This window comes from Bailinhaonella thermotolerans (assembly GCF_003594875.1).
GTDB classification, from domain to species: Bacteria; Actinomycetota; Actinomycetes; order Streptosporangiales; family Streptosporangiaceae; genus Bailinhaonella; species Bailinhaonella thermotolerans.
Window position 1 is genome coordinate 108,812 of record NZ_QZEY01000014.1, and the last position, 20,080, is coordinate 128,891.

Genomic DNA, 20,080 nt, shown 5'->3' on the forward strand with positions numbered 1-20,080 from the left:
CTCGCGGTCCGCATGACCCGCCGCGCTCGTCGCCCGCCCGTGCCGCGATCCGGGGATCCGCACCGCCTCCCGCCGCAGGGCGTCGCGTCACGCACATCACCGTCAGGTCGGGCCGCCCGCGCGTCCGCCCTCCAAGCCGTCCCGGGGCCTCCGCCGTCAGGCGGCACCCTCCCGGGTCCCCTCCGTCGTCCAGAGCAGGCGAGGACGATCCCGCGGCGCGCCCGGGCCCGCCCTCCGTCCGCCGGAGGTCGCGCCGGGGCCGTCAGGCGCGGCGGGCGGTGGCCGGCGGGGTCACCACGAGCCGCAGGTGCCGACGTAGCCGGTCCGGACGTTCCAGTTGCAGACCCGGAAGCGCACGTCGCGGAACCCGTCCCCGGACCAGTTGATGGTGTGGGGGTTGCTGGAGTACATGGACCCGCTGGGCGCGGCCTCCCAGCCGAAGTACTCCAGGTTGTAGTACCCCGACCACTGCAGCATCCCGGCGTACGGATCGCGGAACGGCCCGCAGGTGGCCCGGCTCGTGTCCCAGGTCAGCCGTCCCCGGAACGCGATGTGGTAGCTCCCGCTCCCGTCCGGCGAGTAGGTGTAGTCGAACCGCGCCGTCGCGCAGTGGTTCCCGCTGTACCGCGTGATCGTGGCCGCCGCCTGCGCCGAGGGCACCCCGCCCACGACCCCCAAAGCCGCGGCCACCCCCACCGCGGCCCCGCGCGCCCAACCCCTGGCCGACCGTCGCCCGAACCACCCCATGACCATCTCCTCTCCACCCACCCCCCGCCATATCGCCCAAAGCCCCCTGACCCCCACCATCCACCCAAACCCCCAGCCCCACAACACCCCTCGGGCGAAACCGCTGACACGGCATACGCTCTCCTCGTGTTCCGCCCCCTCCCGCCCGGGCCATGGTGATCGGCCGATGGGTTTCCGTGGGTATGCCCGCCAGGTCCGCGATCCGGCCCGCCCGCACCGCCGGCGTGTCCGCGCGCTCCGCCAGTGTGTGGGGCTCTATCGCCCGATCGGCTTCCACGGGACGCTGAGCTTCCTCAGGTCCCGGTGCGGCCCGTTAGAGACCGACGAGGCGGCCCTGTTGCGCGCCATAGCCGTACTGGAGGAGAGCCGCGACCTGTGGCTGGCCGACCTGCGGGCGTACGCGGGGGAACGCGCCGGGGCCAAGCGCCGCGGCCGCAGGTCCCCCGCGAGCCCCGCCCCCGGCGCCTCCGCCCACTGGTACGGCTTGCGCCAGGAGGCCGCGCCGCACGGCGTCCTCTTCTGGCACCGCCGCCTCTGGCAGCGCCGGCGCCGCCGTCCCACCTTCATCGCCGCCCCCGCCGAAGCCGTGAACGTCCTGAGGGCGTGCGCCGAAGCGGTCCTGTCCACCGGCGGCCACCTCCCACCGGACCTGCGGGGCTCCCTGGCCGCGTCCATCGTGCTTCTGAGGGCGGATCCCGAGGAGCGCGGGCGAGCGGACTTCGGCGCGGGCGAGCTCCTGGCCCTGGCGCGTGAGATAGAAGCCGCCTCCAGCCCCTAGGGGTGGAGGACGATCTTCTGGTAGCCGGGGGCTTTGTCGCGGAAGTGCTCGTAGGCTTCGGGGGCCTCGGAGAGGGGCATCTCGGTGGTCACCAGGTCGGCGGCCCTGAGCGGGTCGTTGTCTCGCAGGACGTCGATGAGGCGGTCGGTCCAGGCACGGACGTTGGCCTGGCCCCAGCGGAGGGTGATCTGCTTGTCGAAGAGGTCGCCCACCGGGAAGTTGGGCATCCAGGCGGCGTAGACGCCGACGACGGAGACGGTGCCGCCGCGCCGCACCGAGCCGAGGGCCTGGTGGAGTGCGGCCATGCGGTCCGGCTGGATCTTGAGGGTCTGGAAGAGGCGGTCGGCGAAGGAGCCGTCGGCGTCCATGCCCACCGCGTCGATGGCCGAGTCGGCGCCGCGGCCGGCGGTGATCTCACGGACGGCCTGGACGACGTCGCCGGCCTTGGAGTAGTCGATCGTCTCCGCGCCGTGGACCGCGGCGGTGGCGAGCCGGTCGGGCACGCGGTCGATCCCGATCACGCGGCCCGCGCCCAGGTGCAGGGCGATGCGGCAGCACATCTGGCCGACGGGCCCGAGGCCGTACACCACGACGCTGCCGCCCTTGGGGACGGCGGCGTACTCGACGGCCTGCCACGCCGTCGGCAGGACGTCGGAGAGCAGCAGCGAGGCGTTCGCGGGGATCGCCGGATCCACCTTGATCGGGCCGAAGTGGGCCTGGGGGACGCGGAGGTACTCCGCCTGGCCGCCCGCGACGCCGCCGTACAGGTGGGTGTAGCCGAACAGGGAGCCGCCCTTGCGCCCGCCGAGGTTCTGGGTGGTCTCGCACTGCGAGTAGAGCTGCATGTCGCACATGTAGCAGTGGCCGCACGAGATGTTGAACGGGACGACGACCGTGTCCCCGGGGCGGATGTGCCGGACCTCCTTGCCGACCTCCTCGACCACGCCCATCGCCTCGTGGCCGAGCACGTCGCCGGGTTTCATCGCCATGGTCGCGCCGTGGTCGTACAGGTGCAGGTCGGAGCCGCAGATGCCGGTGCCGGTGACCCGGATGACGGCGTCGGTGGGGAATTCGACGCGCGGGTCGGGGACCTCGGACACGACGACTTTGCGTGGGCCCTGCCACACGACTGCCTTCATCACGTCCTCCCTGAGCCGGGTGCTCCGGCATCAGATGCCCGAAAACGGAGATCCCGACACTCGGGATCACGGTGCGATCGGCGCGTGATCAGGGCAGCAGCCGGATGAGCTCGTACGCCAGGGCGCCCGCGGCCGCGGACATCGGGAGCGTCAGCACCCACGCCATGACGATGTGCCAGGCGGCGATCCAGCGCAGCGCGGCCGGGCGCTCGATCGCGCCCACGCCGGCGATCGCCGCGGTGATCGTGTGCGTGGTGGAGACGGGCGCGTGCCACAGGAACGACGTGACGTACAGCACCCCGGCCGTGGTGACCTCCGCCGCGAACCCCATGGGCGGGTTGAGCGGCACGATCCCGCGCCCGAGCGTGCGCATGATGCGCCACCCGCCGGAGTACGTCCCCAGCGACAACGCCGCCGCGCTCGTGAACACGACCCAGACCGGGATGTCGAAGTCGTCCTGGTGCCCGGTCGTGACCAGGGCCAGCACGATGATGCCCATCGTCTTCTGCGCGTCCTGCAGGCCGTGCCCCATCGCGACGGCGGCGGCCGAGTAGCGCTGCGCGCGGCGGAAGCCGTGGTTCATGCGCCGCACATTGGACCGCCGGAAGATCCACAGGATGGCGATCATCACGCCCGCCCCGAGCAGCCCGCCCGCGAGGGGCGACAGGACCATCGGGATCACGACCTTGACCACGACCCCGGACCAGAACACGTGGCTCCCGGCCGCCAGCGCCGCGCCGACCATGCCGCCGATGAGGGCGTGCGAGGACGACGACGGCAGCCCGAACCACCAGGTCACCAGGTTCCACACGATCGCGCCGAGCAGCGAGGCGAGGGCGACCTTGAGCCCATCCAGCCCGTCGGGGGCGCGGATGATCCCCGAGCCGATCGTCCGCGCCACGCCCTCGCCGAGGAACGAGCCGACCAGGTTCATCACCGCGCCGATCAGCAGCGCCGCGCGCGGGGTGAGGGCGCGCGTGCCGACGGCGGTGGCGATCGCGTCGGCGGCGTCGTGGAACCCGTTGGTGAAGTTGAACGCGAGCGCGAGGGCGATGACCCCGACGAGCACGGCCGTCTCCAACCCCCGACACCCCCCGAATGATCGCCGACGTGCGAGTGCCTACCCGCGATTTCCGGGGTTCACCAGGGCTTTCGCGGATTCGGCGGCTCGGCCCCCCGCTCGCCGTTCCTGCGAGGTGCCACGACATATGCCGTGAAGACGGATTTGCCGGAGCGATTCGTTTACATGACGGCAACACCCCCGCCACGCTTTTCCCGCACAATGGAGCCTTCACGTCAAAAACGGTCAACGAAAGGGGTCAAGATGCGCCGGATCGCTCCACTGGACGCGCTGTTCCTCAATGTGGAGACCGGGAGCGTCCACGCGCACGTCGCCGGGCTGGCCGTCCTCGACCCCCCTCCGCGCGGCCTGGCCGGCGCCGACCTGGTGGCCCTCGTACGGCGGCGCGCCCACCTCGCGCCGCTCATGCGCCGCAGGCTGGTGCGGGTGCCGTTCGACCTGGACCGCCCGTACTGGATCGAGGACCCCGCCTTCCGCCCCGAACGGCACGTCCACGAGCTGGCCCTCACGCCCCCCGGCGGCGACCGGGAGCTGGCCGACCTGGTGGCCGCGCTGCACGAACGCCCCCTGGACCGGGACCGCCCGCTGTGGGAGCTGCACCTGATCCACGGGCTGCGCGGCGGCCGGGTCGCGCTCTACGCCAAGGTCCACCACGCCGCCGTGGACGGGGTCGGCGGCGCGGGCGTCCTGGCCGCCCTGCTCGACCTCGGCCCCGAGCCGCGCGAGGTCGAGCCGGAGCCGCCCCGGGCCCCCGAGCGGCCGCCGGGCCCGCTGACGATCGCCGTCAACGGGCTGGCCGGCGCCGTGGCCCAGCCGGTGCGCGCGCTCCGCGCCGCCGCGTCGGCGCTGCCGCACCTCGACGGCATCCCGATCGTGTCCCGGCTGCCCGGCGCCGGTCTCCTGGCCCGCGCCGTACGGCCGGCGCCCGGTTCGGCCCCGGCCCCGGAGCTGCCGCCCGCGCCGCGGACGCCGTTCAACGGGCCGGTGAGCGCGCGGCGGCGGTTCGCCTGGACCTCGCTCCCGCTGGCCGAGGTGAAGGCGGTGAAGGACCGGCTCGGGGGCAGCGTCAACGACGTGGTGATGGCGCTGTGCGCGACGGCGCTGCGCCGCTGGCTGGCGGACCTGGACGCGCTGCCGGACGGGCCGCTCGTCGCCGCCGTGCCCGTGTCGGTGCGCCGCCGCGACGCCGCGGACGACGGCCGGGCGAACCAGGTCTCGGCCCTCTTCGCCGCGCTCCCCACCCAGGTGGCCGACCCGCTGGCGCGGTACGAGCGGTGCCGCGACACGCTCGCGCGGGCCAAGCGCCGCTTCGCCGACGCCCCCGCGACGTGGCTGGAGGACCTGGTCGCCGCCGTCCCGCCCCCGCTGGCCGCCCCCGCCTCCCGCGCCGCGCTCGCCCTGAGCCGCCGCGTCGGCGCTCCGGTCAATCTGGTCATCTCCAACGTTCCGGGGCCCGCGTTCCCCCTCTACGTCGCGGGCGCCCGCGTGCGCGCCTTCTACCCCGTCTCCGTGGTCAGCGACGCGACCGGCGGCGTCAACATCACCGCCTTCTCCTACGACGGCCGCCTCTGCCTGGGCGTCACGGCCTGCCCGGAGAACGTCTCCGACGTGTCCACCCTGGCCGCCCACCTGGCGGACGCCCTGGCCGAGCTGACCGCCCTCGCCACCCCGCCCATCCCACGCCGGCGCGCCCCCGAGCCCCCCGCGCCGCCCGCCGTACGGCCCGAGCCCGCGGTACGGCCCGAGCCCGCGGTACGCCTGGCGCGCGTTCGCGGGGCAGGCGGGCGGGCGAAGGCGCCTGTGGGCTGACGTGCCGGAGGCGTCGCCTCGATCTCGCGATCCCGCCCCCGCTCCGGTACTTCCCGAGACCTCGGGCGGTGTCGGCGGTGGCGCGCGATCGCGAGATCGGCGCGGGGGGATGCGGGGGCGCGGGGGATGCGGGGGCGCGGCGGCGCTCTGCGCGGCGGGTCAGGAGGGGGTGGGGAGGGCGGCCCGGGAGCGGTCGGTGGCCAGGTGGACGGCCAGGGCGCCCAGGACCGTGCCCATCACGTAACGCTGGGCGCGGAGCCAGAGGGGACGGCGGGCGAGGAACGCGCTGAGGGAGCCCGCGGCGAGGATGGCGGCGGTGTTGACGACCATGCTGCAGGAGATCTGGGCCGCGCCGAGGGCGAGGCTCTGCCCGAGGACGTCACCTGCCGGGTCGATGAACTGGGGGAGGAGGGACACGTAGAGGATCGCGACCTTGGGGTTGAGAAGGTTCGTGACCAGGCCCATCGTGAACAGGCGCGGCGAGGAGACCGGCGGGAGCGGCTTCGGGTCGAAGATCGACACGCCGCCGGGGCGGAGCGTCCGCCACGCCATCCACAGGAGGTAGGCGGCGCCGGCCAGCTTGATGGCGGTGTACGCCGCGGGGACCAGCGCGAAGATCGCGGTCAGGCCCAGGCAGGTCGCCGCGAGGTAGACGACGAAGCCCACCGCCGTGCCGCCGAGGGAGACCAGCCCGGCCCGGGGCCCCTGGGCGATCGAACGCGAGATCAGGTAGATCATGTTCGGGCCCGGCGTGAGCGCCATCCCGAGCGAGACCGCCGTGATGCCGAGCAGAGCGCTGCCGTCCACCTTTGCCCCCGTTTCTCCAAAAAGCGGAGGTCCATGGTGGCACAACGCCGATTCCGGCCCGCACCCGCCCGCCGCACGGCGTCGCCGCCCGAGCCGTACGGCGTCGCACGCCCAAGCCGTACGGCGTCGCATGCCCGAGTCATACGGCGTCGCACGCCCCAGCCGTACGGCGTCGCTTGCCCAGCCATGGGGCTGGGGCGCGCACGCCCGAGCCGTACGGCGTCGCATGCGCGAGCCGTACGGCGTCGTGCGGGCGCGGCGGGGCGCGGGGACGTCAGTCGCCCGCGTCGGCGTCGCCGGAGACCTCGATCACGCGGTCGAGGCGGGTGGTCCGGAAGACCTTCAGCACGTGATGGTTGGCGTTGATCACGGCGAGGGTGCCGTCGTGGACCTGGAGCCGGCGCAGCGTGCCGATGAGCACGCCGAGCCCCGCGGAGTCGAGGAAGGCGACCTCGGCCATGTCGAGCACGAGGTGCGCGCCGCCCGACATGATGAGATCGGTGAGGTACTCCCGCAGGCGGGGGGCGGTGAACACGTCTATCTCACCGGCTATCCCCACCACCGTGTGATCGTCTTCGACACGATGATCGAGCCGTAGCCGCATGGGTGAGGCCTCCCATTATCCCGATCGCCCCGAAGTTTCCGGGACCTCGGGGGATTGCCCGGTCCCGTGCCCGATTCCCCAGGGGCCAAACGTGTGGGGGGAGGCCCGAAACCCTGTCTTCATCGCCAACATACGGGACGCGGCCGATCTTCGGGCGCTCGCGCCGCAACCCGCCCTTTGTGACTGCACTAAATTGGCACGATGCGCCTGACGAACGTGTCATTTCGGTACGCCCGGGGCGGCGACTGGGTGCTCGACGGGGTCGACCTGACCCTGGAGCCGGGGACCGTGGCCGAGGTCACCGGAGTGAACGGAACGGGCAAGTCCACCCTTCTCCGGCTCGTCGCGGGGCTGTTGCGGCCGGTCAGGGGCGAGGTGTCGGGGCGTCCCGCCCGCGTGGGGTACGCCCCGGAGCGGTTCCCGGCCGAGCAGCCGTTCACGGTGCGCGGGTACCTGGAGCACCAGTGCCGCGCCCGCCGGGTCCCGGCCGCCGAGATCGGGGAGTGGGCCGAGCGGCTGGATTACGCGCACCTGCTGGAGACCCGGCTGCCCGCCCTGTCGAAGGGCTCGGCGCACAAGGTCGGCCTGACGCAGGCCCTCCTCGGCCGCCCGGAACTGCTGCTCCTGGACGAGCCGGTCGCCGGGCTGGACCCCGAGGCGCGCGACCGCGTCCCGGCGATCGCCGCCGAACTCGCCGCGGCGGGGACCCGGGTGGCCGTGATCGACCACCAGGGTGAGTTCCGCGCGCTGCCCGGGGTGGTGCGCTGGCGGGTCGCCGGGGGGAAGGTGGCCGCGCTGCCGCCGGAGGAGCCGGCGGACCCCCGCCACGCGGTGCTGGAGGTGAAGGTGTCGGCGGACCGCGCCGACGCCCTCGCCGCGACCCTGGCCGCCGACGGCCACGAGATCCTCACCCGGAGAACCCTCGCATGATCGCTCTCACCCGATTCCACCTGTCCGGGTTCGTCCGGTCCACCCGGGTCGTCCTCGCGCTGCTCGCGCTGGTGCTCGTGCTCGGCCTGCTGTACTCCGGGGGCACGCCGGACGGGAACCCGCGGCTGACCCCGGACGGGGTGCAGGCGGCGATCCTCGGCGCGTACGGCACCGCGGCGGCGTTCCTCGTCCCGGTGTGCGCCTGGTCGGCCAAACTGCTCCTGGACAACGAGCCGGACGGGCAGCGGGAACTGTCGGCGATGGCCGCGGGCGGGGTGGTGCGGTCGGCCGTGGCGGGCCTGCTGGCCGCCTACGCGTTCAACGCGGCCCTGGCCCTGGTCGCGCTGGTGGCGCCGCTGGGGATCGGGTTCACGCACACGCCCGGCGGGGCCGCGTTCTGGCTGGCGCTGGTCTTCCATCTGCTCGCGGCGCTCACGGGCACGGTGGCCGGCGCGCTCGCCGGCCGTGTCATCTTCCCGGCGCCGGCGGCGGGCACGCTGGTGCTCATCGTGATCGTGCTGGGGCTGGTCGTGCTGGAACTGACCCCGCTGGGGGCGGTGGCGCCGCCGCTGCTGTCGTTGACTCGGGAGGCCGCGGAGGGGCCGGCGGCGCTGGCGGGGGAACTGCCGGCGCTGGGGATGCGGTTCTTGGGGTGGGGGTTGCTGGGGGCGGGGCTTTATTTGGGGCTTCGGCGTAATCGGGTCTGAGGTTCTTGATGGTCGCGCTTGATTTCGTGACGGGGCTTTTTTGGACTCTCGCTTTGTTGTGCGGCTTGGGCTTGGGCTTGTTGCAGGGGTGGCGCCTGTCGTGTGGCCGGCGCTTGTTGTGAGGGCTGGGATTGCCGCCTGCGCCCTGCGGCCTGTGGCTTGCGCTTGCCGTAGGGCTGGGCTTGTCGTGCGGCTTCGATCGTTTGAGCGGCTGGGCTTATCGTAGGGCTTGCGCCTGCTGCGCGACTTGGGCTTGTCGTACGGCTTGCGCTTGCCTTGTGACTCCGCTTGTCTTGCGGCCCCGCTTGTCTTGGGGCTTGCCGTACGGCTTGCGCTTGTGCTTGTTGAGCGGCTTGGGTTTTGTCGTCCGCGGCTTGTGCTCGTCGTACGGCTTGGGCTTGCCCCGCCGCTTGCGCCTGCTGCGCGGCTTGTGCTTGCCGTACGGCTTGGGCTTGCCTTGCGGCTCCGCTTGTCGTGCGGCTTGGGCTTGCTGTACGGCTTGAGCCGGGTCTGGTGACGGGATTTATCTCTGCGCTTACCTGATCGGCTTGCGCTGTGGTGGGCGGGACCTTGGTGGGCTTTTCGGGATTGCGCGGGTGGTGTCGGCCTGAGTGCCGGGCTCTGTCTCGCTTACTCGCTCGTGATCATGCAATTCCGCACCTTGTTCTTCTGGTCCCCAACACCTCGGGTGGTTCCTCGAACGGCGCGGAATTGCATGATCACGAGGGAAGGGTGAGGTGGTTTCTTTCGGGCCGACGTTTTCCGGGCCAGGGTGCAGGTGGCTTGTAGGGGGACGGCTCCGGGTTGGGGTGGTTTGTTTTGGTGTCAGTCTTTGGGGTGGCGGTCTCGCCAGGCTATTAGGGCTACCACGGCTACCACCACGAAGGTGGGGATGAAGAAGGGGACTGCGGCTATCAGGGGGTGGGTGGCCAGGGTCATCGGGGGCCCTTGGGGTGGGTTCGGGAGAGGCGGGACACGCCCCAGGCGAGGGTGAGGATCAGGGCCAGGGTGCAGGCCAGGACCACGGCGCTGGCGGCGGCCCAGGTCCAGGTGGGGACGTTCGGGTTGAGTTCGCGCTGGAGGATGCGTTGCTCCGGCTGTCCTTCGCGGGTCATCGCGGGGGCCGCCGGGACCTCGTCGGCGCCGATGGCCTCGTCGCGGGGGAGGTAGATCGGGATGCCGACCATCTTACGGCCGTCGTGCAGGCGGATCAGGGTCTTCCAGGTGCCGGTGAGCGGCATGGGCTCGGTGGTGCGGTAGGTCCCCTCGCCGGTCCGCACCAGGTGGTCCACGTGGAGGCCGCCGCCCTGCCAGGCGGTGACCGTCAGCCAGGTCGGGCCGTCCACGGGCGGCGTCAGCCGTACGGTGGCCTGGGCGGTGCCCGGGGAGCCGGTGCGGCCGCCGGACGCGGTGGCGGCCAGCGCCAGCTCGGCCCGGACGCCGGTGGGGACCGTGGTGAGCAGGCCGTTGCCCACCAGCACGGCCACGAGCGCCAGGGCCCCGGCGAACAGGCTCCGCGCGACGGCGGGGCGGGGGAGCCGGCCGGTCAGGCCGAGCACCAGCAGCGCGCCCAGCACGCCCCCGGCCAGCCCGCCCCCGGCGGCCATGAGCAGGCCCTCGGGGACCATGCCGGGAGTCCAGGGGAGCCGGAACGCGACCTGGGTCCAGGCGTACTCGGCCGCGAACCCGAGCGTGCCGACGAGCAGCCCTCCGGCGACGCCCAGCAGGAGGGGCCGCCGGGCGAGCGCGATCGCGGCCAGCTCCACGAGCACGGCCTCGGCGAGGTACAGCGGGATCACCGGGAACAGCTCCCCGATCACCGGCCCGACCGCGACCGCCACGCCGCCGCGCACGAGGACGTAGAACCCGACCGCGAACAGCGCCCCGCCGCGGCCCGTCCACAGCCGGGCCGCCACCAGCGCGCATCCGGCGGCCAGCGCGATCAGCATCGGCTGGTGCGCCATCCGGAACTGCGGCACGCCGAAGTCCCACTCGGCCTGGAACACCGACAGCCCGATCAGCAGCCCGCCCATGATCATGCCGCGCCGGACGTACCGCAGGACGGGCCCGGCGCCCGTGCCGCCGGCGCCGTCGCGGACCAGCCGCCCCTCGCGTTCGAGCACGGCCATCGCCACCAGCGACAGGCCCGCGCCGCCGATCAGCATCAGGTGCGTCGGCCCCCACAGGGTCACGTCCTGGCCGAAGATCCGGTGCCACACGTCGTCCAGCGGGAACCCGAGCAGCGCGTAGAAACCCGCCCCGGCGAGCAGCACGCCCCCGGCCGGGGAGTACCAGTCCCGCGTGATCCGTACGGCGGCGCCGCCGGGCCGTTCGCCCTTCGGGAGCACCACGGCGAGCGCGCCCGCCGTGAAGATCCCGAAGAGCCCGATCAGGATGGGATAGTGCGCGATGTTGGCCAGCGGCCCCTCATCGCGTCCCTGCGAGATGTGCAGGGAGATGTCCCAGTACATCCCGAGCAGCGCGGTGATCAGCGACACGATCGCCACCAGCGACGGCAGGGCCGCCCAGCCCGGCAGTCCGCGCCCCGGGCCCTTCGCCGCCCAGTCGGCCAGCCTGGTCAGCAGGGTGATCCGCCCGGTGCGGTGCCCCCAGCCGAACACGAGGAGCACCGCCGTCAGCGCGGCCGCCGCGCCGCTGGCGATGAGCACCTGGTCGAGGGCGGCTCCCCCGGCGGGCTTCACCGGCGCGGCGAGCCCGCCGAGCCCGCCGAACGAGTCGAGCGAGTCGAGCGAGTCGAGCCCATCGAACCCGCCGAGCCGATCGAGCCCGATGAGCGCGCCCGCCTGGTCGGCGGTGGGGAGGAAGTGGGCCAAGGGGGTCGGAAGGGGGGTCACGGCACGCTCCACATGTGCGACATCTAATGTGACATCCTCGAATGTGACATTGCCCGATGTAAAGGAGAGTATCCGTGGCCCTCCGCGTCCTCATCGCAGGGGTGCTGCTCGTGGTCCTCGGCGCGTGCGGCACGGGGAGACCGGCCGCCGAGACCCCCGCGGCCCCGGGAGACGTCGAGCGCGTCGAGGTGTCGTACGCCGGGGGGCGCGTGACGCCGCCCTCCCGCCGGGTGAAGGTGGGCGCGGGCGCGACCGTGGAGATCCGGGTCACCAGCGACCGCGCGGACGAGTTCCACCTGCACGGGTACGACCGGTCGATGCGGCTGGAGGTGGGGGAGCCCGGCACGATCCGGCTGGTCGCGGACGTGCCCGGGGTGTTCGAGGCCGAGCTGCACGACGCGGGGGTCCAGCTCTTCCAGCTCCAGGTGGGCTGAGTGGCCGCCGTGTCCTGCGTGGCCGCGTCGTCCGGGGCTTCCGCCGTGTCCTCCGGGCCCGCCGTGTCCTATGTACCCGTCGTGCCCGTCGTGCCCGTCGTGCCCGGGCAGGCCGCCGGAGACGCCGGAGGTGTCCTCGCGCACGGGCTCGGCGGGCGGAGCGACCTGCCGCTGGACGCGCTGCACGCGATCGCCGGCGGCGGGCTGGCCGTGCTCGCGTCGTTCCTCCTGCTCGGCGTGGTCTGGCGGCGGCCCCGGCTCGATCCCGGCCGCGGCCGTCCCCTGCCGGACGCCCTGGCGCGCGCGGCCGGGTCGCCCGCCGTACGGCGGGGCGCCCGGGCCGTCGTGCTCGCGGCGTGCGCGCTCGTGGTGGCCGTGGCGTTCGCGGGGCCCCGCCGTACCGAGCAGAACCTGGCGCCGTGGGCGCTGTACGTGACCTTCTGGGTGGGGCTGGCGCCCGCGAGCGTGCTGCTCGGGCCGGTGTGGCGGGCCGTCAACCCGCTGCGGGTCCTGCACGCCGCGATCGCCCGGCGTGGGGCGGCCTGCCGGGAGTACCCGGCGCGGCTGGGGTACTGGCCGGCGGCGGCCTGGCTGACCGGGTTCGTGTGGCTGGAGCTGGTCGCGCCGGGGCGGGCCGACCCCCGGCTGGTCGGGGCCCTGATCCTGGGGTACGCGTCGGTCAACCTGGCGTTCGCGCGGGTGTACGGCCCGGCGTGGTTCGCGCGGGGGGACGGGTTCGAGGCGTACTCCACGCTGCTGGCGCGGATGTGCCCGATCGGGAGGCGGCCGGACGGGACGCTGATCCTGCGGAGCCCGCTGGCCGCCCTCGCCGACGGGCGCGCGGTCGCCGGGCAGACGGCCCTGGCCTGCGTGCTCATCGGCTCGACCGGGTTCGACGGGCTGACCCGCACCGCCTTCTGGCGGGAGACCGTGGACCCGCGCGACGTGGCGGCCGGCACCCTGGGGCTGCTCGGCTGCGTCGCGTTCGTGGCCGCGCTGTACCTGGCGGCGGCGCGGGGGCGGGCGGCCAGGTTCTCGGCGACCCTGCTGCCGATCGCGCTGGGGTACACCGTCGCCCACTACTTCTCGTTCTTCCTGCTGGAGGGCCAGATGACGGTGATCCTCGCGTCGGACCCCTTCGGCACCGGCCTCGACCTGCTGGGCCTGTCCGGGAACCGGGTGGACTACCGCCTGCTCTCCCCGGCCCTGGTCGCGGCGGTCCAGATCAACGCGATCGTCCTCGGCCACATCGCCGCCACCGCCGCCTCGCACGACCTCGCGCTGCGCACGTATCCGCCCGCGCGAGCCGTACGGGACCAGATCCCCGTCGCCGCCGCCATGGTCGCGCTGACCTGCGCCGGGCTCGCCGCGCTCCTCGGCGGCTGAGATCGGCTACCGGCGCGGCGGGGACCGCCGGGTTATCGTCGGGACATGGGGCGAACCTGGACGAAGCTGCCCGATCTGCGGCACGCGTTCGAGGTGGACGACGAGGTCGCCTACTTCAACACGGCCGCGATGTCACCGATGCTGCACGAGGTGCGGGAGGCGGGGGAGCGGGCGCTCGCGCGGCGGTCGCGGCCGTGGACGATCTCGGACGCGGACTGGTTCGGGGACGGCGAGGCGCTGCGCGCGGAGGTCGGGCGGCTGCTCGGGAGCGACGCGGAGCACGTCGCGCTGGTCCCGGCGACCAGTTACGGGCTCGCCTCGCTCGCGCGGAACCTGACGGCGCGGCCGGGGGACCGGGTGGTCGTGCCCGCGCGGGAGTACCCCTCCAACCACCACACCTGGCGGCGGTTCGCCCGCCGCACCGGGGCGGAGCTGGTGGTCGCCGAGCCGGAGCCGGGGGAGGGGTGGACGTCCGCGATCGTGCGCGCGATCGGGGACCGGGCCGCCGTGGTGTCGGTGCCCAACGTGCACTGGACGAACGCGGAGCTGATCGACCTGGCCGGGGTGGAGAAGGCCGCCCGCGCCGCCGGGGCCGCGTTCGTGATCGACGCCAGCCAGTCCCTCGGCGCGATGCCGCTCGACGTGTCCGCGCTGCGGCCCGACGCGGTCGTCGCGGTGGGGTACAAGTGGCTGCTCGGCCCCTTCAGCCTCGCCTTCCTCTACCTCGACGCCCGGCACCACCACGGGGAGCCGCTGGAGGAGAACTGGATCTCCCGCGCGGGCTCGGACGACTTCGCCACCCTGATGGAGTACCGCGACGAGTACCTCCCCGGCGCCCGCCGCTTCGACATGGGCCAGCGCAGCAGCCTCCACCTGGTCCCGATGGCGCTGGCCGCGGTCCGCCGCCTGCGCGAGTGGACCGTCCCGCGCGTCGCCGCGACCCTGGCCGGCCGGACCGCCGAGATCGCCTCCCGCCTCGCCGCCCTGGGCCTGCCCACCCTCCCCGCCGCCGCCCGTGGCCCCCACTTCCTCGGCGTGGACCTCCCCCCGGGCTCCGCCCCCCGCGTCGCCACCGCCCTGGCGTCCGCCGGCGTGATCACCGCCGCCCGCGGCTCCGTCCTCCGCGTCTCCCCCCACCTCCACACCTCCACCTCCGACGTGGACCGCCTCATCACCACCCTCTCCACCACCCTCTGACCCCTCCCGGGACCCGGACGCGCCGCGCGCGCCCCGCTCCCGCCGTACGCCGGGGGCAGGACGTCTCTCCTCGGCGTGGCCGGGGCCGGGGTTCAGCGAGTGAGGTCGATGACGACCTTGACGTCGTCGGGGGCGGGGGTGAAGGCCTCCTCGGCGTTGGTGAGGGGGACGGTGCGGGTGATGAGGCGTTCGAGCCAGCGCTGGTCGGCTTGGGCGAGGGCCTGGGCGGCCATGCGGTAGTGGCCGAGGTTGGCGTTCACGGTGCCGAAGACGACGTCGTTCTCCAGGACGATGTCGCGGTTGATCAGGCCGGCGTCCACGGTGAGCCGGCGGCCCGCCGCGGAGACGCCGGTCAGGCAGACGATGGCGGCGACGCCGCTGTTCTCCATGGCGTCGAAGACGAGCTGCCCCACGCCCGTGCACTCCACGATGACGTCGGGCTTGCAGTCGCCGACCGCGTCCGCGATGGAGCCGGTGTGGTAGGTGGCGCCGAGATCCCGCACCAGCTCGGGCTTGACGCCCTCGGTCACCTGGTCGAGGACGTGGACCGTGAGGTCGCGCTGGCGGGCCAGGAGCGCGGCGAGCAGGCCGATGGGGCCCGCGCCGGTCACGAGGCAGGTCTTCGGCTCCCACCAGGCGCGCCGCCCGATGCGCTCGATCTGGTCCCAGGCCTTGGAGACGACCGTGGTGGGCTCCATGAGCACGCCGACGTGGGCGAGCCCGGGATCGAGCTTGACGGCGTAGTCCGCCTCGACCACCCATTTCTCGCTGCCGTACCCGTCCACCTGCTTGATGCCGCGCTCGGTGTACTCGCCGTTGCGGCACATGTCGAACTCGCCGTGCGCGCAGGCGGGGCAGGGCACCGGGTCGGGGCGCCGGACCACGCCGACGACGAGGTCGCCCTCGGCGAATCCGCTGCCGGGCGGGGCCTGGAGCACCCGGCCCAGCGACTCGTGGCCGAGGATCAGCCGGTCCCTGCCCTCGGGCGCCCAGCCGTACTCCCCGGAGTTGATCTCCCGGTCGGTGCCGCACACGCCCAGCGCGATCCCCCGCACCAGCAGTTCGCCGGACGCCGGGGACGGGTCCTCCACCTCGGAGACGGCCAGCGAGTTCGCCGTGCCGGGCTTGACGGTGATAGCTCGCATCACAGGCTCCTTAGCGCGGGCAGCAGCTCGCGCCGCGCCCAGTCGAGGAAGTCGGCCTGCCGGTCCGCCCCGATCTGGCAGAGCGCGATGTGGGTGAACCCGGCCTCGACGTACTTGCGGACGGCGTCGAGGTAGACCTCCAGCTCGGGCCCGCACGGCACCGACTTGGCCACGTCGCCGGGCCGTACGAAGCTCGAATGGGCGGCGAAGTTGACCGGCGCGGGCAGCTCGGACATGACCTTCCAGCCTGCGACCCCGAACCGCCACAGCCGCCCGGCGTGCTCCTCGGCCCGCCGGGCGTCCGTGTCGTAGTAGACCGGGATCTGGCCGTACTTGGGCTTGGGCGTCCCGCCGTCGTACTCGAAGGCGCGCACGATCTCGGCCTTGGGCTCGGTCGCGATCAGCGCGTCGCCCAGGTCGGCCGCGATCGCCCCCGACTCGGCGCCGGAGGCGGCCACGGCGATCGGGACGGGCGTGTCCGGCCGGTCGTAGATCCGGGCGGAGTCCACGTCGAAGAACTCGCCCTCGTAGTCCACGTAGTCACCGGAGAACAGCGCCCGGATGATCTCGATGGCCTCGCGGAGCATCTTGTGGCGGACCCGGGCCGTCGGCCAGCCCCGCCCGATGATGTGCTCGTTGAGGTTCTCGCCCGAGCCCAGGCCCAGCGTGAAACGGCCGTCGGAGAGCACGCCCACCGTCGCGGCCTTCTGCGCCACCACCGCCGGGTGGTACCGGAAGGTCGGGCAGGTCACAAAGGTCATCAGCGGCAGCCGCTCCGTCGCGTGCGCCGCCGCCCCGAGCACCGACCACGCGTACGCCGCGTGCCCCTGCTCCTCCAGCCACGGGAAGTAGTGGTCGGAGATGACGGAGAAGTCGAAGCCGGCCGCCTCGGCTCCGACCAGGTCGGACACGAGCTGCTTGGGCGGCGTCTGCTCGCACAGGGCGGTGAAGCCGAACTGGGTCATGGCTGCCCGCGTACCCTCCGAAGATCCGCTTAACCGCAGGTCAGGCCATCAGGCGTGCTGCGGGTCGCGGAGCCGTTCGACCGGGTGGGGGCCGTCGGTCTCCAGGCGGTACTCGTGGCCGTTCTTCTCGCGGTTCATGTCGATGATCCGCTCGGTGGCCGGCTTGACGTTGTCGTTGATGCCCTCCTGGTACCGCTGGAAGCGCTCGTGCGCCTCCCTGACGTACCCGGCGCCCAGGGTGGTCAGGTCGATCTGGGTGGCGAGCAGCTCGCGGATGTAGCCCTTGTTCGGCTCGAACGTGACCGGCTTGGGCATCGCGGGCGCCAGGATCTCGGCCGGGTCGCGCCCGTCGTGCCGCTTGAACAGCTCGATCGCGGCGTGCAGGTGCTCCAGCTCCATGTTCAGGTGGAGCTCCCAGATCTGCTTGATCCGCGGGTCGCTCTCGGTCTCCATGAACGAGTAGTACAGGTAGCACTCGTTGTACTCGTGGTTGACGAGCTGCTCCCACCACGTCTCGCCGGGGTCCACCAGCGACTCGTAGTGGGTGACGTGCTCCTCCTCGATGAGCGCGATCTCCTGGTAGAGCTGCCGCGCGATCGGCTCCATGTACGTGGGGCCGGTGTTCATGTAGAAGTTCATGGTCTGCTGCTCCGCCGCCATGATCGTCAGGGCGTGCAGCTTCGACAGCGGCGCGGTCTTGTTCTTGTCGTACGGGTCGCGCACGTTGTCCACCGGGTCGCGGTGCTGCACGATCGTCGGGCGGCCGGGCATGACCTCGGTGAGGTTGTCCACGATCTTCTCGGCCTTGCGGTGCTCGATGATCTCGTACAGGTTGGCGTACCGGTACAGGTGGTCGAAGTCCTCCAGCACGCCGAACTCGTAGGCCTGCTTGAGGTACGGGTCGGGCTCCATGCGCGCGACCCAGCAGGTCAGGTCCACGGCGACCTGCTCGTAGGAGATCGTGGTCTCCAGCACCGACGACTGGCCGGGCAGCAGCCAGTTGACCACCTTCTGCTGCTGCTGCTCCAGGTTCCGGATGCGGGCGAGCTGCCGCTTGACGTCCATGTCCGGGCAGTGGCGGGCGAAGTTGTGGCTGAACAGCGACGCCTCGACCTCGATGCCGTTCATCGCGATGATGCGGCACTTGGTGTACGGGTCGGCCTTGTCCGGGTCCACGGGCTCCACGTCCAGCTCACGCCAGTTCCGGAGCTGCTTGTCCAGAGGGATGCCGCGCTGTTCGAGTGGGTTGAAGGTCACTTTGCTCTTCCTCGTCTCGGCGAATGTCGCGGCAGGGAACTCCGTCCCTGACGAACCGCGCGGGGTGCTCTACCCAGCGATCGGCACTCTCCACATCCCCGCCCCACCTTCCCCCCGCCGTTTCCGGCAGGGGCTCGCGGGTAGAGGCGCTGCCATGACTACGAAGCCCGCCGAAACCGGCCCGATCGACATCGTGGACCTGCTCTTCGCCCAGCACGGCCAGATCCGCGACCTGTTCGCGCAGGTCGAAGCCACCTCCGGCGACGAGCGCCGCGAGGCGTTCGACAAGCTCGTACGGCTGCTCGCCGTCCACGAGACCGCCGAGGAGGAGATCGTCCACCCCCTCGCGAAGCGGAAGCTCCCGGGCGGCGAGGGCATCGTGGAGGACCGCCTGCACGAGGAGCACGAGGCCAAGCAGGTCCTCAAACGGCTCGACCAGATGGACCCGAACGACGCCGGATTCCTGGAGACGCTGAACGAGCTGCGCATCGCGGTCGAGACCCACGCCCGCGCCGAGGAGCGCTACGAGTTCGAACGGCTGCGCACCGAGTTCGACGACGCGCAGCGCCGGGCGCTCGCCTCGGCGTTCAAGAGCGCGGAGGCGATGGCCCCGACCCATCCGCACCCGGGCGCGGAGAGCGCCGCCAAGAACATGCTAGCCGGGCCCCCGCTGGCCGTGGCGGACCGGGTGCGCGACATGATCCGCGAGGCGATGGGCAAGGACAAACGCCGCTGAGCGCGGTTCATCGGGGGGCGTCATGGAGACGGCGAGCCGCCACTACCTGATGTGCCGGCCCACGTACTTCGAGCTCGATCCGTCCAATCCGTGGAAGCCGCCGGACGCGCGGCTTGACCTGGAGGGCGCGATCGACGAGTGGGACCGGCTGCGGGACCACGTGCTCGCGCTGGGGCACACGGTCAGCGAGCTGCCGCCCCGGCCCGGGCTCACCCAGATGGTGTTCACCGCCAACGGGGCGTTCGCCATCGGGGACCGGGTGCTCATCGCCCGCCCGCACAGCCGGGAGCGGGCGGGCGAGGCGCGGTGGCACCACGCCTGGTTCGAGGAGCAGGGCTACCGCCACATCGTGACGGCGCGCCACGTCAACGAGGGACAGGGCGACTTCCGCCTCGTCGGCGACCGCATCCTGGCCGGGTGGGGCTTCCGGACCGACCCCGCGGCGCACGACGAGGCGCGGGCTCTGTTCGACCGCGAGGTGGTCCCGCTGCGGCTCACCCAGGAGCGGTTCTACCACCTGGACCTGGTCGTGCTGCCGCTGACCGCCGAGCTGATCGCGTACTACCCGCCGGCCCTCGACGAGGCGAGCCGCCGCACGCTGGAACGGCTCTACCCCGACGCGATCATCGTGGGCGACGCGGACGCGGAGTCGCTGGCGCTGAACGCGATCTGCGACGAGCGGCACGCGCTCATCCACGACACCGCCGAGGACCTGCCCGACCAGCTCGAACGGCACGGCATCACGCCGATCGCGGTCGATCTGGACGAGCAGCGGATGGCCGGCGGCGGCCCCAAGTGCTGCGCCATCGACCTCCACGCGGGCGAGTGAGCCCCCCGCGCGGTAAGGGCGGACCGCGAGTGAGCCCGACGGCCCCGTGAGGGCGGACCGCGAGTGAGCCCCACCGCCCGGTGAGGGCGGACCCCTCCGGATCCGCCCTCACCGCTGAGGTCAGACGCCGAGGAGGTCGGTGAGGTCGTCGGCGTGCTCCTCCTCCTCTTCGAGGATGGACTCCATGAGGCGGCGCGTCGTGGGGTCGCCCTCTCCCAGCCACCGGATGATCTCCTGGTACGTGGAGATCACGATGCGCTCGGCCCACAGGTTGGACTCCAGCATCGCCTTGAGGTCCTGGTCCTTGGACACCTGGTAGTCCGTGTGAGAGCGCTGCACCAGCTTGGCCGGGTCGAAGTCCGGCTCGCCCCCGAGCTGGCTGACCCGCTCGGCCGCGCGCAGGGCGTGGTCGAGCTCCTCCTTGGCGTGCTCGGTGAACTCGTCCGCCACCTGGGCGCGGTCGATGCCCTTGCACGAGATCGCGTGCCGGGTGTACCGCAGCCAGCACACCACCTCGGTCGCGATCACGTCGTTGAGCACCTCGATGATCTTCTCCGGGTCGTGCCCGAAGGTCGGCGTCACCGGCCCGTCCGCCATCTTCTGCCGGACCTGGTCCCGGATCCGGGTGACGTCGATCACGAAGTCATCGTTCTGGACGCTGTTCTGTGTCATGT

The 20,080-nt window shown here is 72.7% G+C and carries 19 protein-coding genes; 9 read left to right on the forward strand and 10 right to left on the reverse strand.

Going from position 1 to position 20,080, the window contains the following annotated elements:
* Positions 1-291 precede the first annotated feature (291 nt).
* A complete protein-coding gene (locus tag D5H75_RS41985; protein ID WP_202638590.1) occupies positions 292-747 on the reverse strand; it encodes a hypothetical protein in 456 nt (151 codons plus the stop codon).
* A 247-nt stretch (positions 748-994) separates the two neighbouring features.
* Between D5H75_RS41985 and D5H75_RS28680 the strand changes: the two genes are divergently transcribed.
* The gene (locus D5H75_RS28680; protein ID WP_147425299.1) at positions 995-1,525 is read left to right on the forward strand and encodes a hypothetical protein; all 531 of its coding nucleotides are present in this window, start codon (positions 995-997) and stop codon (positions 1,523-1,525) included.
* Here D5H75_RS28680 and D5H75_RS28685 read toward each other — a convergent pair.
* Together D5H75_RS28685 and D5H75_RS28690 are read right to left on the reverse strand one after the other, a co-directional pair.
* A complete protein-coding gene (locus tag D5H75_RS28685; protein WP_119929679.1) occupies positions 1,522-2,664 on the reverse strand; it encodes a zinc-dependent alcohol dehydrogenase in 1,143 nt (380 codons plus the stop codon). The genes D5H75_RS28680 and D5H75_RS28685 overlap by 4 nt on opposite strands.
* A gap of 88 nt (positions 2,665-2,752) precedes the next feature.
* Entirely contained in the window at positions 2,753-3,733 is a 981-nt protein-coding gene (locus D5H75_RS28690) for an inorganic phosphate transporter (RefSeq protein ID WP_422674062.1), read from the reverse strand.
* Positions 3,734-3,988: 255 nt separating this feature from the next.
* Here D5H75_RS28690 and D5H75_RS28695 point away from each other — a divergent pair, with 255 nt between their 5' ends.
* Positions 3,989-5,554 carry a wax ester/triacylglycerol synthase family O-acyltransferase gene (locus D5H75_RS28695; protein WP_119929681.1) on the forward strand — a complete coding sequence of 522 codons (1,566 nt, stop codon included), beginning with the start codon at positions 3,989-3,991 and terminating at the stop codon, positions 5,552-5,554.
* A 159-nt stretch (positions 5,555-5,713) separates the two neighbouring features.
* Here D5H75_RS28695 and D5H75_RS28700 read toward each other — a convergent pair whose 3' ends face one another.
* Together D5H75_RS28700 and D5H75_RS28705 are read right to left on the reverse strand one after the other, a co-directional pair.
* Positions 5,714-6,361 carry a LysE family translocator gene (locus tag D5H75_RS28700; protein ID WP_277949978.1) on the reverse strand — a complete coding sequence of 216 codons (648 nt, stop codon included), beginning with the start codon at positions 6,359-6,361 and terminating at the stop codon, positions 5,714-5,716.
* A 274-nt stretch (positions 6,362-6,635) separates the two neighbouring features.
* Complete coding sequence (locus tag D5H75_RS28705; protein ID WP_119929682.1) at positions 6,636-6,965, reverse strand: STAS domain-containing protein; 330 nt, start codon at positions 6,963-6,965, stop codon at positions 6,636-6,638.
* Positions 6,966-7,166: 201 nt separating this feature from the next.
* Here D5H75_RS28705 and D5H75_RS28710 point away from each other — a divergent pair, with 201 nt between their 5' ends.
* Together D5H75_RS28710 and D5H75_RS28715 are read left to right on the forward strand one after the other, a co-directional pair.
* Positions 7,167-7,895, forward strand: coding sequence for an ATP-binding cassette domain-containing protein (locus tag D5H75_RS28710; RefSeq protein ID WP_119929683.1), 729 nt, complete (start codon positions 7,167-7,169; stop codon positions 7,893-7,895).
* A complete protein-coding gene (locus D5H75_RS28715; protein ID WP_119929684.1) occupies positions 7,892-8,602 on the forward strand; it encodes a hypothetical protein in 711 nt (236 codons plus the stop codon). The genes D5H75_RS28710 and D5H75_RS28715 overlap by 4 nt, the downstream gene beginning before the upstream one ends.
* A 935-nt stretch (positions 8,603-9,537) precedes the next feature.
* Here the strand turns inward: D5H75_RS28715 and D5H75_RS28720 are convergent.
* The gene (locus tag D5H75_RS28720) at positions 9,538-11,457 is read right to left on the reverse strand and encodes a hypothetical protein (RefSeq protein ID WP_242454577.1); all 1,920 of its coding nucleotides are present in this window, start codon (positions 11,455-11,457) and stop codon (positions 9,538-9,540) included.
* Positions 11,458-11,531: 74 nt separating this feature from the next.
* Between D5H75_RS28720 and D5H75_RS28725 the strand changes: the two genes are divergently transcribed.
* From D5H75_RS28725 to D5H75_RS28735, 3 genes are all read left to right on the forward strand, one after another.
* Positions 11,532-11,891 carry a cupredoxin domain-containing protein gene (locus D5H75_RS28725; protein ID WP_119929685.1) on the forward strand — a complete coding sequence of 120 codons (360 nt, stop codon included), beginning with the start codon at positions 11,532-11,534 and terminating at the stop codon, positions 11,889-11,891.
* Positions 11,892-11,972: 81 nt separating this feature from the next.
* Positions 11,973-13,277 carry a hypothetical protein gene (locus tag D5H75_RS28730; RefSeq protein ID WP_242454578.1) on the forward strand — a complete coding sequence of 435 codons (1,305 nt, stop codon included), beginning with the start codon at positions 11,973-11,975 and terminating at the stop codon, positions 13,275-13,277.
* 45 nt (positions 13,278-13,322) lie between these two features.
* A complete protein-coding gene (locus D5H75_RS28735; RefSeq protein WP_119929686.1) occupies positions 13,323-14,474 on the forward strand; it encodes an aminotransferase class V-fold PLP-dependent enzyme in 1,152 nt (383 codons plus the stop codon).
* Between the two features lie 92 nt (positions 14,475-14,566).
* Here the strand turns inward: D5H75_RS28735 and D5H75_RS28740 are convergent, their stop codons facing one another.
* The 3 genes from D5H75_RS28740 to D5H75_RS28750 are packed head-to-tail and all read right to left on the reverse strand — an operon-like array spanning position 14,567 to position 17,841.
* Entirely contained in the window at positions 14,567-15,619 is a 1,053-nt protein-coding gene (locus D5H75_RS28740; protein WP_119929687.1) for a glucose 1-dehydrogenase, read from the reverse strand.
* Positions 15,619-16,584, reverse strand: coding sequence for a TIGR03557 family F420-dependent LLM class oxidoreductase (locus tag D5H75_RS28745; RefSeq protein ID WP_119929688.1), 966 nt, complete (start codon positions 16,582-16,584; stop codon positions 15,619-15,621). The genes D5H75_RS28740 and D5H75_RS28745 overlap by 1 nt, the downstream gene beginning before the upstream one ends.
* 48 nt (positions 16,585-16,632) lie before the next feature.
* Positions 16,633-17,841: a hypothetical protein gene (locus D5H75_RS28750; RefSeq protein ID WP_119929689.1), complete on the reverse strand. Its 1,209-nt coding sequence runs from the start codon at positions 17,839-17,841 to the stop codon at positions 16,633-16,635.
* Positions 17,842-17,995: 154 nt separating this feature from the next.
* On the opposite strand from D5H75_RS28750, the gene D5H75_RS28755 reads away from it, so the two are divergent.
* Together D5H75_RS28755 and ddaH are read left to right on the forward strand one after the other, a co-directional pair.
* Positions 17,996-18,577: a hemerythrin domain-containing protein gene (locus D5H75_RS28755; RefSeq protein WP_119929690.1), complete on the forward strand. Its 582-nt coding sequence runs from the start codon at positions 17,996-17,998 to the stop codon at positions 18,575-18,577.
* 22 nt (positions 18,578-18,599) lie between these two features.
* The gene (gene ddaH / locus D5H75_RS28760) at positions 18,600-19,406 is read left to right on the forward strand and encodes a dimethylargininase (RefSeq protein WP_119929691.1); all 807 of its coding nucleotides are present in this window, start codon (positions 18,600-18,602) and stop codon (positions 19,404-19,406) included.
* Positions 19,407-19,526: 120 nt separating this feature from the next.
* On the opposite strand, the gene D5H75_RS28765 is transcribed toward ddaH, so the two are convergent.
* Positions 19,527-20,078, reverse strand: a complete 552-nt coding sequence (locus D5H75_RS28765; RefSeq protein WP_119929692.1) for a ferritin-like domain-containing protein — start codon at positions 20,076-20,078, stop codon at positions 19,527-19,529.
* Between the last annotated feature and the right edge of the window lie 2 nt (positions 20,079-20,080).

What these genes read in the sequence shown, in the direction of transcription:
- D5H75_RS41985 (WP_202638590.1), bottom strand. Translation starts at nt 747, where the DNA reads ATGGGGTGGTTCGGGCGACGGTCGGCCAGGGGTTGGGCGCGCGGGGCC.
- D5H75_RS28685 (WP_119929679.1), bottom strand. Translation starts at nt 2,664, where the DNA reads ATGAAGGCAGTCGTGTGGCAGGGCCCACGCAAAGTCGTCGTGTCCGAG.
- D5H75_RS28695 (WP_119929681.1), top strand. Translation starts at nt 3,989, where the DNA reads ATGCGCCGGATCGCTCCACTGGACGCGCTGTTCCTCAATGTGGAGACC.
- D5H75_RS28705 (WP_119929682.1), bottom strand. Translation starts at nt 6,965, where the DNA reads ATGCGGCTACGGCTCGATCATCGTGTCGAAGACGATCACACGGTGGTG.
- D5H75_RS28710 (WP_119929683.1), top strand. Translation starts at nt 7,167, where the DNA reads ATGCGCCTGACGAACGTGTCATTTCGGTACGCCCGGGGCGGCGACTGG.
- D5H75_RS28715 (WP_119929684.1), top strand. Translation starts at nt 7,892, where the DNA reads ATGATCGCTCTCACCCGATTCCACCTGTCCGGGTTCGTCCGGTCCACC.
- D5H75_RS28735 (WP_119929686.1), top strand. Translation starts at nt 13,323, where the DNA reads ATGGGGCGAACCTGGACGAAGCTGCCCGATCTGCGGCACGCGTTCGAG.
- D5H75_RS28740 (WP_119929687.1), bottom strand. Translation starts at nt 15,619, where the DNA reads ATGCGAGCTATCACCGTCAAGCCCGGCACGGCGAACTCGCTGGCCGTC.
- D5H75_RS28745 (WP_119929688.1), bottom strand. Translation starts at nt 16,584, where the DNA reads ATGACCCAGTTCGGCTTCACCGCCCTGTGCGAGCAGACGCCGCCCAAG.
- D5H75_RS28755 (WP_119929690.1), top strand. Translation starts at nt 17,996, where the DNA reads ATGACTACGAAGCCCGCCGAAACCGGCCCGATCGACATCGTGGACCTG.
- ddaH (WP_119929691.1), top strand. Translation starts at nt 18,600, where the DNA reads ATGGAGACGGCGAGCCGCCACTACCTGATGTGCCGGCCCACGTACTTC.
- D5H75_RS28765 (WP_119929692.1), bottom strand. Translation starts at nt 20,078, where the DNA reads ATGACACAGAACAGCGTCCAGAACGATGACTTCGTGATCGACGTCACC.